General features: G+C 48.2%; 12 protein-coding genes. All 12 read left to right on the top strand.

Annotation, left to right across the window (positions count from 1 at the left end; genetic code table 11):
• Positions 1-157 precede the first annotated feature (157 nt).
• The 12 genes from ACTHS4_RS11045 to ACTHS4_RS10990 all read left to right on the top strand — a co-directional run bounded on the left by ACTHS4_RS11045 (position 158) and on the right by ACTHS4_RS10990 (position 13,010).
• On the top strand, positions 158-454 hold the full coding sequence (locus ACTHS4_RS11045; protein WP_003680870.1) for a helix-turn-helix domain-containing protein: 297 nt from the start codon (positions 158-160) through the stop codon (positions 452-454).
• 19 nt (positions 455-473) lie between these two features.
• Complete coding sequence (glnD, locus tag ACTHS4_RS11040; protein WP_440365940.1) at positions 474-3,032, top strand: [protein-PII] uridylyltransferase; 2,559 nt, start codon at positions 474-476, stop codon at positions 3,030-3,032.
• Between the two features lie 802 nt (positions 3,033-3,834).
• The gene (locus ACTHS4_RS11035) at positions 3,835-4,305 is read left to right on the top strand and encodes a pilin (RefSeq protein ID WP_150540649.1); all 471 of its coding nucleotides are present in this window, start codon (positions 3,835-3,837) and stop codon (positions 4,303-4,305) included.
• Positions 4,306-4,419: 114 nt separating this feature from the next.
• On the top strand, positions 4,420-4,878 hold the full coding sequence (locus ACTHS4_RS11030; RefSeq protein ID WP_150540648.1) for a pilin: 459 nt from the start codon (positions 4,420-4,422) through the stop codon (positions 4,876-4,878).
• A 390-nt stretch (positions 4,879-5,268) separates the two neighbouring features.
• Complete coding sequence (locus ACTHS4_RS11025) at positions 5,269-5,751, top strand: Lrp/AsnC family transcriptional regulator (RefSeq protein ID WP_003684427.1); 483 nt, start codon at positions 5,269-5,271, stop codon at positions 5,749-5,751.
• Between the two features lie 117 nt (positions 5,752-5,868).
• On the top strand, positions 5,869-6,465 hold the full coding sequence (locus ACTHS4_RS11020) for a DUF1415 domain-containing protein (protein ID WP_440365939.1): 597 nt from the start codon (positions 5,869-5,871) through the stop codon (positions 6,463-6,465).
• Between the two features lie 14 nt (positions 6,466-6,479).
• On the top strand, positions 6,480-6,839 hold the full coding sequence (locus ACTHS4_RS11015; RefSeq protein ID WP_070826439.1) for a YbaN family protein: 360 nt from the start codon (positions 6,480-6,482) through the stop codon (positions 6,837-6,839).
• A gap of 441 nt (positions 6,840-7,280) precedes the next feature.
• A complete protein-coding gene (locus ACTHS4_RS11010) occupies positions 7,281-8,699 on the top strand; it encodes a sodium:proton antiporter (protein ID WP_070826438.1) in 1,419 nt (472 codons plus the stop codon).
• 337 nt (positions 8,700-9,036) lie between these two features.
• A complete protein-coding gene (locus tag ACTHS4_RS11005) occupies positions 9,037-10,380 on the top strand; it encodes a Na(+)-translocating NADH-quinone reductase subunit A (protein WP_070826437.1) in 1,344 nt (447 codons plus the stop codon).
• A gap of 2 nt (positions 10,381-10,382) precedes the next feature.
• On the top strand, positions 10,383-11,615 hold the full coding sequence (locus tag ACTHS4_RS11000) for an NADH:ubiquinone reductase (Na(+)-transporting) subunit B (RefSeq protein WP_070826436.1): 1,233 nt from the start codon (positions 10,383-10,385) through the stop codon (positions 11,613-11,615).
• Positions 11,608-12,384 (top strand): Na(+)-translocating NADH-quinone reductase subunit C, encoded by a 777-nt coding sequence (locus ACTHS4_RS10995; protein ID WP_003675818.1) that lies wholly within the window; start codon positions 11,608-11,610, stop codon positions 12,382-12,384. Before ACTHS4_RS11000 ends, ACTHS4_RS10995 begins: the two co-directional genes overlap by 8 nt.
• Entirely contained in the window at positions 12,384-13,010 is a 627-nt protein-coding gene (locus tag ACTHS4_RS10990; RefSeq protein WP_036493003.1) for an NADH:ubiquinone reductase (Na(+)-transporting) subunit D, read from the top strand. The genes ACTHS4_RS10995 and ACTHS4_RS10990 overlap by 1 nt, the downstream gene beginning before the upstream one ends.
• Positions 13,011-13,013 lie beyond the last annotated feature (3 nt).

Below are 13,013 nucleotides of genomic sequence, written 5' to 3'. Positions count from 1 at the left end.
AAATAGACGAAAACCTGTGTTTGGATTTCGGCTGTCGGAGGAAAAGGAATTTTGCAAAGGTCTCAGGCCGTCTGAAAACATTCAGACGGCCTTTCCTTTCCCCTCACAAAAATAGTATAAAATCCCCTTATCGTTCAAACCACAAACCCAAAACACCATGGTCAACAAACTCACTCCCCCTCCAAGCCTGCCCGATCCGCAAGACCTCCGAGCCGTTATCGCTTACAACATGCGCCTCTATCGCGTTAATCACGGCTGGTCGCAAGAAGAACTGGCACGCCAATGCGGACTTGACCGTACCTACGTCTCCGCCGTCGAGCGCAAACGCTGGAACATCGCTCTTTCCAACATCGAAAAAATCGCATCCGCACTTAAAATCGCCCCTTACAAACTGCTCCTTCCGCCGCAAGAAATGCTCCGCCAAATGACCGAGCCTGCCGATACCCAAGCCTAATTCACAACCAGGTACCATCATGACCGCCGCTCAACAAGCCATCCAAACCTACCAGCAGCAAAAAGCCGCAGCAGAAACTACCTACCGCCAAAACAACCGCCCTACCGCTTACTTCCGCGACCATATCGCCGCTGCCGAAATCCTGCTGCAAACCCTCTGGCAAATCCACTTTCCCGACAGCAACGACATCAGTCTGATTGCCATCGGCGGCTTTGGGCGTTGCGAACTCTATCCCCATTCCGACTGGGATTTAGCGATTATTTCCTCGGTTCCATTTTCAGACGGCCTGCAACAACAAACCGCCCAATTTATCCAAACCCTTTGGGACGCACGCCTCAATCCGGCCATCAAAAGCGGCAGCATAGAAGAAATCCTCCAAAGCACCCAAAACGACATTACCGGCGAAACTGCCTTTCTTGAAGCACGCCATCTCCAAGGCAATGCCAACCTTACCGCCCAACTTCTAAACAAACTCAACACACGCCGCGACACAGCCGCCTTTATCGAAGCCAAACTCCTCGAAATGGAGCAACGCCATACCAAATCCCAAGGCACAGGTGCACAACTCGAACCCAACATCAAAACCTGCCCCGGCGGCCTGCGCGACATCCACACCCTTATCTGGACAGCCAAAGCACAAGGCATAGACAGCAACCCCACCGCCCTCGTTACCGCCGGTGTCCTTACACGCACCGAAGCCGGCATGCTGGCCCATGGCTACCGCCGTCTCGCCAATATCCGCATTCACCTCCACCTTACCGCCGACCGCCCCGAAGACAGGCTGCTTTTCGACTACCAGTCCCAAGTCGCCGAAAGCTTAGGCTATACCCAACCCGACATCCGCGGCAGAAGCGAAGCCCTGATGCATACCTTCTACCGCGCCACCAAAGCCATCAAACAACTCAACGGCATTCTTATTCCGGTTCTCAAAAACCATCAAACCTCCAGCCGTCCCCAACATATCCACCCCATCGACAGCCACTACAAACGTATCGGCCACCAAATCGCCGCCAACGATCTTGCCCTGTTTGAACAAAATCCCGAACACATCTTCACCATCATCCAAACCATGCAGGAGCAAAACATCACCACCATCGAGCCGCAAACCCTCCGTGCATGGTGGGCGGCCACACGAAAAATCAACACCCGTTTTACCCAAAATCCAGAAAACCGCCGCCGCTTCATCCAATTCTTCAAACACGGCACCGGCCTTACCCAAACTCTCCGTTTTCTCAACCTCTACGGCGTACTTGGCCGCTATCTCCCCGCATGGGAAAAAATCACCGGCCTGCTCCAACACGACCTCTTCCATATTTACCCCGTAGACGACCACATCCTGACCGTCGTCCGCAATATGCGCCGTCTCGCCATCGAAACCCACAGCCACGAAATGCCCGAGGCCAGCGCCATCATGCAGGCCTACCCACGACCGCACATCCTCTACACCGCCGCCCTGTTGCACGACATCGCCAAAGGCCGCGGCGGCGATCACGCCAAAGAAGGCATCAAAGACGCCCAACAATTCGCCGCCGACCACTACTACACCGAAGAAGAAAGCCACCTCCTCGCATGGCTGGTTGAAAACCACCTGCTCATGTCTACCGTTGCCCAAAAAGAAGACATCCAAGACCCGCACGTCCTCCAAGCCTTCTGCCGCCGTATTCCCACACGTGAATACCTCGACGCACTCTACCTGCTTACCATTGCCGACATCCGCGGCACCAACCCAAAACTTTGGAACACATGGCGCGCCAGCCTGCTCCAAACCCTCTACCACAGCACCGCCGCCGTTTTAAACAGCAAAAAACACGATCCCGAACGCCTCCCCAACCGACGCGAACAAGCCGTGGCCGACCAACTCACGCGTGCGGCCGTTCCCCTCAAAAACCAACAAAAACTCCGCCGCATCCTCGGCAGCGCATACTACGTCCGCCATCAGACACGGGAAATCCTCTGGCACACCGCAAACCTCGCCTACGACACCCAAAGTCCGGCCGTCCGCAGCCGTATCCTTCCCCAAAGCAACAGCCTTCAAGTCATGGTGTTCATGCCCAATGGCGACCGCCTCTTCGCACGCCTCTGCCGCATCTTCAGCAGCCACCGTTTCGACATCCAAGCCGCCCGCGCCTTCATTACCGAGCACGACTACATCCTCGACACCTTTATCCTGCAACTTCCCGACAATCTCCCGCCCGAAGAATATCCCGACCGCCAAAGCGCACTCGAAGCCGAACTCAACAGCTTCATCCACGGCAATACCACCGTCCAAAAACAAAGCGGCCGCCCGCACATCAGCCGCCGCATCCGCCATATTCCTATTCCGCCTACCGTAATCATCACCCCCGAAGAAGATTATCCCGGCTGGCACACCATAGACATCACCGCCGTCAACCGCCCCCATCTCCTCGCCGACATCGCCGAGACCTTCTTCGCACACAACATCAGTCTGCGCTACGCCAAAATCACCACCTTGGATCAGCGCATTGAGGACAGCTTCATCACCTACAGCCCATCCCTCCAAGACCCGCAAACCCAAAACACCCTAAAACAGGCATTGATCGAAGTCTTGACCCCATAAAGGCTGTCTGAACATCTTAAAAACATAGGGTGAGCATTTTTGCTCACCCTAATCACATCCAAACATATAAACATCCTGAATATACCCTTCTAAAACACTCAAGAAATCCAAAGCCTTAAAATGCGAACCAAAACTTCCTTCTGACATAAAACTACATTCCAAAATCATAACTCAAATGAATATAATTCCAATAACAAATTTTCATTCATCTATTACACCAAACCCTCTTTAAAAATCCTTCCTTCCAAATTTTCTCCTTATCCGTATTCAAACAAAATACGCATACAAAATAAAACCTATAAAAAACAAAAAAACAAAAAAATAAAATAAAAAAATATTAAACTTACCGATTAATCCATAAAGATACCGCCCATCTAAATCAATTAACATATTATTAAACAAGCTTAATTTCTGACAAAAAACGTCACACACCCAAACTTATCTCCCTTTCCTGTCACAAAAAACACAAAACTGACAAAAAACGTCAACCCCCTATTTCCTTAAAATCCTGAAACTTTCAAACAAAACCTCATAAAACTTAAAAATTAAAAAATAAACCCAATAAAAACAATAAACAAAAAATAAAAAATAAATTTTTTAATCAATTTTGCGCACTTGGCACACAGACTGCTTGAAACAACACGTCCGATAAGGCCCAAGCCTCAAAGCAGCAAGCCCGACGGAAGCTGTATATTCCTTCTTACTTTATGGTTTACTCATAATACATAGTGCCAAGCACATTACGGACTTTTTACTTAAATTAAACATAATTATTCACACTTTCAAACTGGAGTTTTAATCAATGAAAGCAATCCAAAAAGGTTTTACCCTGATCGAATTGATGATCGTCATCGCGATTATCGGCATCTTGGCAGTTATCGCCCTGCCTGCATACCAAGACTACACTGCACGTGCCCAAGTTTCTGAAGCCATCACTTTGATGGAAGGTCAAAAGTCTGCTATTGTCGAATACTATGCAGATAAAGGTGACTGGCCTAAAGACAATAAAGCGGCAGGTATTGCAGCGGCTACTGATATTAAAGGTAAATACGTTGCTAAAGTTAATGTAGCTGATGGTGTTCTGACAGCAACAATGAAAGATAAAGATGTAAATAAAGATATCCAAAATGCAACTATTTCTCTATCGCCCGAAATTACTAATAAAGCAGCAAACTCCAAAGGCTCCTTCACTTGGACTTGTACTCCAGGAAAAACCAAAGGTGTAGATACAAAATTCTTACCTTCTTCTTGCCGCCCAGCTGCGAAAAAATAAGCTAGCTAATCTAATTTAAATATCTAACAAAAGATATTCGACTCAAAGCAAATCCCATAATAATTATGGGATTTGCTTTATAAAATAAAAATAAGAAAACGACATACTCAAAAAATGAAAAAACTACGCAACGCCCAAACCGGCTTTAGCCTGATTGAGTTGATGATTGTTATCGGCATCATCGGCATTTTGGCAGTAGCAGCTCTTCCCGCATACCAAAACTATGTTGCCAGAGCACAAGTAGCAGAAGGCATTATGCTGGCAGGCAGTATGAAAAGCTACGTCGAAGAAGCCTATGCGGATAAAGGCAGCTTGCCGCTTGACCTCAATATCAAGCAACTCGCTTCAGACGACAATAAAGTCGGTAACTATGTAAAGATTGTCCGTATTGAAGATAATGGCACTATTGTTGCCGCCATCGGTAATCAAGCCGCTGTTCCTGTGAAGAATACCGAAATCCACTTGACACCAAGTTTTGCAAAAACAGGTAGTACTAAAGGTACAACAATTTGGTCTTGCGGTGGCACCATGGATACACACTTCCTTCCCGTATCCTGCAAACAAAGCTTGTAAGCTTATTTCCCAAAACACAAAAATACATTGCGAAGAAAACCCCCAAACAAAGCCAAATACAAACGCGGAAAACGAACAAATCAAAAGAACAAAACTCTCCAAAACAAGGTCATTAAGAGCCTGAATCATCACATTACGAAAATAAATGCCGTCTGAAATCATTTTCAGACGGCCTCTTTATATCCAATCCTAATATGACATAAAACTTTTATCTTGATTAGTTTCAGACGGCCTTCATCTTTTCACAACTACATAAAACAAATTCGCAACACTCCTGATAAGACAATTTGTCGCCCATCTGAACTCAATATATAATTTAACCATACAAGTCTTTATTTTTAAGCATTTTTCATTTTTAAAACATACATTGCCTACATTGGGAGAAACATCATGCCTCATCTGAATTTAGATAAAACAGATTTAAAGATTCTGCAGGTTTTGCAGGAAAACGGGCGGTTGAGCAATGTTGAGCTTTCTGAAAAGGTGGCGCTCTCCCCTTCTCCCTGTCTGCGCCGTCTCAAACAGCTTGAAGATGCGGGCATTATTCAAAAATACGCGGCCCAGCTTTCTCCCGTATCTTTGGGCTTGGGCTTGCAGGCTTTTATCCGTGTATCGATTAGCAAGGCAAAAGATGCGCGTGAGGATTTTTCCGAATCTGTCCGCGCTTGGCCTGAAGTATTGAGCTGCTTTGCTTTAACGGGTGAAACCGACTATCTGCTCCATGCCTTTTTTACCGATATGAACGCGTTTTCCCATTTTGTTTTGGACACGCTGCTTTCGCACCACGGCGTGCAAGATGCGCAATCGAGTTTTGTGTTGAAAGAAATTAAAAACACGACCGCTCTGCCTTTGGTTCATTTGGTTCAGGATTGATGATTTGAAACTGATAAAGGCCGTCTGTTGTTCAGACGGCCTTTTAAATTCCAATGGTTTGCTTTCACGTCCATACACTTGTATACTTTTTAAGAATAATTCACATAAGCTTTTACTATGACTGACACCGCCCATCTTGATACCAATACTGTTTCAGAACATACCAAACAATGGCTGGAAAAAGCCGTTATTGGACTGAATCTCTGCCCGTTTGCCAAAGCGCCGCACGTTAAAAACCTAGTTCGCATCGTTGTCAGCGAAGCCCATCATTTGGACGGTTTTCTTGAAGATTTGGATCGTGAATTGCAGCTTCTGGGCAATACGCCTGCTTCGGAATTGGAAACCACTTTACTGGTTCATCCGACGTTGTTCCCTGATTTTGAAACCTTCAACCAAATGCTGGAAATTGCGGATGATGCGGTTGTAGAAAACGAATTGGAAGGGATTGTCCAAATTGCGCCGTTCCATCCTGATTTTCAATTTGAAGGCACGGAAGCCAACGACATCAGCAACTACACCAATCGCTCACCCTACCCGACCTTGCATCTGATTCGTGAAGACAGTATTGCCAAAGCGGCTGAAGCATTTCCCGATGCCTCGGCAATTTTTGACCGCAATATCGCGCTGCTGGAAAAAATGGGGCATGAGGGCTGGGATAAATTAGACATTCCGCGTTGTCCATTTCCGCATCACAAGCCATCTGAAAACAAATAATTGGTGATGGGAAGATGGTTCGCTATTTATTGATTTTTTGCGGCGCATTGTCACTCGTCTTGGGCATTATCGGCATTTTCCTGCCATTACTGCCGACTACGCCTTTCATTTTATTGACCGCCGCCTGCTGGGCAAAAGCCTCGCCGCGCTTTCACAATTGGCTGTATCATCACCACCATTTCGGTCCGATCATACAAAACTGGGAAAACAACGGCGCCGTGCCACGCAAGGCAAAGTTCTTCGCTATCGGCATGATGGCTCTTTCTTGCCTGTTTATGTTTTGGCAATTTCCAGAACGCTGGTGGATTGGTGCCGTATCATCAGTCTTCTGTAGCTGCGTAGCAGTGTGGATGTGGTTACGGCCGGAGGCATAAAATAAAACAGGTGGGCATTTTTGCTTACCTGTTTTTGTTTTCATACCCAATTTATCTGTCAAAACAATCAGTAATACCTAAAACACCCTATTCGACCCTCATTTTTCAGACGGCCTCCATTTATTCAATTAAATGTAAATTTTAGCTAAAATTAATTCAAAGTATTTTTTCGATAGCATTATTTCCGAAATTTCAAACTCCTGTTTCAAAAACATTTTTTTACTACTTCCAACTACGCCCATCGCTTTTATTTCTTTATTTGCATCAACATTTCTTTTGATTCCAATATTCTAAACCATCCCTTAACACTTGCTTTGCGTTATACTTTCCCCTGACACCACCGCGCAGTTCGTCTGGATATTTTCAGACGGCCTGAATATTTCACCGCCGTGCTTTCTCAACGAAGTTTCTAACGGTGCAACAGAATAAAAAGGAAATACTATGCGCTCTCTCTCATTTTTACTGCTTCTTGCCGCCTTTCCTGCTGCGGCATCCGATTTTGACGGCTCATCCGCAAGCCTGCTTTGGGGTCTGCCGTTTGCACTGATTCTCTTGTCCATTGCACTCGGACCTCTGTTTTTCTCCCATATTTGGCACCACCACTTCGGCAAAATTACAGCGTTTTGGACGCTGCTGTTTTTAACGCCGTTTATCATCACCTTTGGTTTCGGAGCCGGCATACATACCGTTGCCCATGCGTTGGTTGAAGAATATATCCCCTTTATCCTGCTGCTTTTAGCGCTCTATACCATTTCAGGCGGTATTTTTGTCAGCGGCGATTTGCACGGCTCACCTAAATTGAATACAACCCTGTTGGCAGTCGGCACGGCTTTGTCTTCCATCATGGGGACAACAGGCGCGGCGATGTTGATGATTCGTCCGCTTTTGAAAGCCAACCATAAACGCCACTACCGCGTTCACATCGTGATTTTCTTCATTTTCTTGGTAGCAAATATCGGCGGCGGTCTGACTCCTTTAGGCGATCCTCCGCTGTTCTTAGGATTCCTGAAAGGCGTAGATTTCATGTGGACGGTCAAACACATGCTGATGCCTGTATTAATCAGTTCTGTGATTTTGCTAGCCGTTTTCTACATCATCGACAGCCAACACTTCAACCGCGAACAAAGCGAGCACCTTGCTCCCGCTCCTTCCGATAAAGAAGAAAAAGTCAAAATCTACGGCAAATGGAATTTCCTGTTACTGGCCGGTGTTGTCGGCGCGGTTTTATTGTCCGGCTTGTGGAAACCAAATCATCCGGGCTTTGAAATCTTGGGCAGCCATTACGCTTTGCAAAACCTGATGCGCGATGGCATTTTGCTGGCTTTGACCGCCGTATCTTGGATTATTACGCCCAAACAGGTACGCGCAGGCAATGAGTTCAACTTCGAGCCGATTGCCGAAGTGGGCAAACTGTTTTTGGGTATTTTCATTACCATTTCCCCCGTCTTGGCGATTTTGAAAGCTGGCGAAACAGGTGCATTGGCTTCCGTTGTTTCTCTGGTTCACGACTCGGCAGGCAATCCGATTAATGTGATGTATTTCTGGATGAGCGGCATTTTGTCGGCATTCTTGGATAACGCGCCGACTTATTTGGTGTTCTTCAATATGGCCGGTGGCGATGCCCAAGCCTTGATGACAGGCCACCTGTTCCATTCATTGCTGGCAGTATCCATGGGTTCCGTATTTATGGGCGCGCTCACTTATATCGGTAATGCGCCGAACTTCATGGTAAAAGCCATTGCCGAACAACGCGGCGTACCGATGCCTTCCTTCTTCGGCTACATGGCATGGTCGGTAATTGTATTGGTACCGCTGTTTGCCCTGCATACGATGATTTTCTTCGTTTGGCAGCTCTTTTAAACTTAGAGGCCGTCTGAAATTCAGACGGCCTTTTATTTTCAGCTATATCATCAAACATAGCGTTTAAATATCAATCAGTTAAAAATTATTTCTCTTAACACTCGATTACATATTCCTACTTTTTTCCCACTTTTCCCGTAAAAATAAGCGTAAAACTGACATAAAACAGCCTATACCTGATAAAATCTAAAGCTTTGTTGTTTGCGTTTATTCGTTGTTTTTATAGCAAACCTCTGCTTTTTTCAGACGGCCCACCCTTTGTTTCAAAGCATTACATGCCGTCTGAAAAAACAATCCGACATCCGAATCTCAACCCACCAAAAAGTAACGCATCCTTATGATTAAGATAAAAAAAGGCTTAGACCTGCCTATCGCAGGCAGACCGGAGCAAGTCATTTATGACGGCCCGGCCATTACCGAAGTCGCGTTGCTTGGCGAAGAATATGTCGGCATGCGCCCCTCGATGAAAATCAAGGAAGGCGAAGCCGTCAAAAAAGGCCAAGTGCTGTTTGAAGACAAAAAGAATCCGGGCGTAGTATTTACCGCTCCGGCTTCAGGCAAAATCGCCGCGATTCACCGTGGCGAAAAGCGCGTACTTCAGTCAGTCGTGATTGCCGTTGAAGGCAACGACGAAATCGAGTTCGAACGCTACGCACCTGAAGCGCTGGCAAAATTGAGCAGCGAAGAAGTGCGCCGCAACCTGATCCAATCCGGTTTGTGGACTGCGCTGCGCACCCGTCCGTTCAGCAAAATTCCTGCCGTCGATGCCGAGCCGTTCGCCATCTTCGTCAATGCGATGGACACCAATCCGCTGGCTGCCGATCCTACAGTCATCATAAAAGAAGCCGCCGAAGACTTCAAACGCGGCCTGTTGGTATTGAGCCGCCTGACCGAGCGTAAAATCCATGTGTGTAAAGCAGCCGGCGCAGACGTGCCGTCTGAAAATGCTGCCAACATCGAAACACATGAATTTGACGGCCCGCATCCTGCCGGTTTGAGTGGCACGCACATTCATTTCATCGAGCCAGTCGGTGCAAACAAAACTGTTTGGACCATCAATTATCAAGATGTGATTGCCATTGGCCGTTTGTTTGCAACAGGCCGTCTGAACACCGAGCGCGTAATTGCCTTGGGTGGTTCTCAAGTCAACAAACCCCGCCTCTTGCGTACCGTTTTGGGTGCGAAAGTATCGCAAATTACTGCGGGCGAATTGGTTGACGCAGACAACCGCGTGATTTCCGGCTCGGTATTGAACGGCGCGATTGCACAAGGCGCGCACGATTACCTCGGCCGCTACCACAATCAGATTTCCGTTATCGAAGAAGGCCGCAGCAAAGAGCTGTTCGGCTGGGTTGCGCCACAACCGGACAAATACTCCATCACGCGCACAACCCTCGGCCATTTCCTGAAAAACAAACTCTTCAAGTTCAACACAGCCGTCAACGGCGGCGACCGCGCCATGGTACCGATCGGCACTTACGAGCGCGTAATGCCCTTGGATATCCTGCCTACCCTGCTCTTGCGCGATTTAATCGTCGGCGATACCGACAGCGCTCAGGCACTGGGTTGCTTGGAATTGGACGAAGAAGACCTCGCTTTGTGCAGCTTCGTCTGCCCGGGTAAATACGAATACGGCCCGCTGTTGCGTAAGGTGCTGGAAACCATTGAGAAGGAAGGCTGATTATGGGCTTGAAACATTTTCTTGAAAAAATCGAACCGCACTTCCTGCCGGGTGGCAAACATGAAAAATGGTATGCCCTCTACGAAGCTGCGGCGACGATTTTCTATACATCCGGCGCGGTAACGCGCAAAGCGGCCCACGTCCGCGACGCGCTCGACTCCAAGCGCATGATGATTTTGGTATGGCTGGCTTTGTTCCCTGCCATGTTCTACGGTATGTACAACGTCGGCGTACAGGCATTCGGTGCGTTAACGCCTGATTTGCTGCAACAAAACATTGCCAACGACTGGCATTACGCCCTTGCCAACGCTTTGGGCATCAATATGTCGTCTGAAGCGGGCGTGTTGGGCAAAATACTCTTCGGCGCGATTTTCTTCCTGCCGATTTACGCGACTGTATTTGTTGTGGGCGGTTTCTGGGAAGTCTTGTTCGCCACCGTGCGCAAACACGAAATCAACGAAGGTTTCTTCGTAACTTCGATTTTGTTCGCTTTAATCGTTCCACCTACGCTGCCGCTGTGGCAGGCTGCCTTGGGTATTACCTTCGGCGTGGTGGTTGCGAAAGAGGTGTTCGGCGGTACGGGTAAAAACTTTATGAACCCTGCGCTGGCAGGCCGTGCCTTCTTGTTCTTCGCTTATCCTGCCAATATTACCGGCGACACCGTTTGGACTGCGGTTGACGGCTATTCCGGTGCCACTGCTTTGGCGCAATGGGCGGCACACGGTGCAGACGGCCTGAAAAACGCTGTAACCGGTCAAAACATCTCTTGGATGGATGCGTTTATCGGTAACGTGCCCGGCTCAATCGGCGAAGTATCCACTTTGGCGCTCTTAATCGGCGGCGCGTTTATCGTGTTCACCCGTATTGCCTCTTGGCGCATTATCGCCGGCGTGATGATCGGTATGATTGCCATGTCTTCACTGTTTAACTTCATCGGTTCGGACACCAACGCCATGTTCTCCATGCCTTGGTACTGGCACTTGGTAGTCGGCGGCTTCGCCATCGGTATGCTGTTTATGGCGACCGACCCTGTTTCCGCTTCCTTTACCAATGTCGGCAAATGGTGGTACGGCGCGCTTATCGGTGTAATGTGCGTGTTGATCCGCGTGGTCAACCCTGCTTACCCCGAAGGCATGATGTTGGCGATTCTGTTTGCCAACCTGTTTGCCCCGATTTTCGACTATTTCGTCGCACAAGCGAACATCAAACGCAGAAAGGCGCGCAGCAATGGCTAAGAAATTCGATAAAGACAGCTTCAGCGGCACGCTGATTGTGGTATTGGTTGTCAGCCTGATTTGTTCCATCATCGTTGCTGGTGCGGTCGTTGGCTTGAAACCCATCCAAGAGAAACAAAAACTCCAAGACAAACAAGGCTATATCTTGAGCGTAGCCGGTTTGATGGATAAAAACACCGACATCAGCAAAACCTTTGCCGAGCGTATCGAGCAACGTGTCGTGGACTTGGCAACCGGCGAATATGTCGCCGATGCGCCTAAAGACTTCAGCGCACGCGTTGCCGGCAAAGACCCTGCCCAAAGCATCCAAATCAAACCCGAAGACGATTTGGCAGGCATCAAAAGCCGTGCCAAATACACTGAGGTTTATCTGGTAAAAGGCGATGACGGCAAAGTCAGCCAAATCATCCTGCCTATGCACGGTAACGGTTTGTGGTCTGTTATGTACGGCTTTGTCGCCATCCAACCCGACGGCAACACCATCAACGGCATCACCTATTACGACCAAGGCGAAACCCCGGGCTTGGGCGGCGAAATCGGCAATCCGTTGTGGCAACAAAAATTCGTCGGCAAAAAACTGTTTGACGAACAAGGCAAACTCGCCCTGCATGTTGGCAAAGGCGCAAGTTCGGACAAAGAACACGGCGTAGATGCCCTCTCCGGCGCATCGCTGACATCTAAAGGCGTGCAAGGTTCGTTCGCCTACTGGTTCGGCGAAAACGGCTATATCCCCTACCTGAACAAATTAAAATCAGCAGGAGCACAATAATGGCTGACATGAAACGCTTGAAATATTTGATGTTTTCACCCTTTATCGACAACAACCCGATTGCCTTGCAGGTTTTGGGTATTTGTTCGGCTTTGGCGGTTACCACCAAGCTTCAGACGGCCATCGTGATGGGTATTTCCGTGAGTTTGGTAACCGGTTTTTCCAGCTTTTTCATCTCATTGGTACGCAACTACATCCCCAACAGCATCCGTATTATTGTGCAAATGGCGATTGTTGCTTCCTTGGTAACACTGGTTGACCAACTGCTCCAAGCCTTTGCTTATGAGCTGTCCAAACAGCTATCCGTATTCGTCGGCCTGATTATTACCAACTGTATCGTGATGGGCCGTGCCGAAGCATTCGCCATGAAAGAGCCTCCTTTGGAGAGCTTGGTTGACGGTATCGGCAACGGCGCAGGTTACGGCATGATGTTGATCATCATCGCAACCATCCGCGAACTGATCGGCTCTGGCAAGCTCTTTGGCTACACCATTTTCCAAACCGTACAAGATGGCGGCTGGTATCAAACCAACGGCTTGTTCCTGCTCGCTCCCAGCGCGTTCTTCATCATCGGTTTCTTGGTATGGGGTCTGCGCACTTGGAAACCTGAACAGGCGGAGAAATAACAC

The organism is Neisseria sp. P0014.S009, assembly GCF_051958155.1.
Classification (GTDB): Bacteria; Pseudomonadota; Gammaproteobacteria; order Burkholderiales; family Neisseriaceae; genus Neisseria; species Neisseria flavescens_C.
Note: the sequence above shows the minus strand (reverse complement) of the source record. Positions and strands in the feature narration are given on the sequence as shown.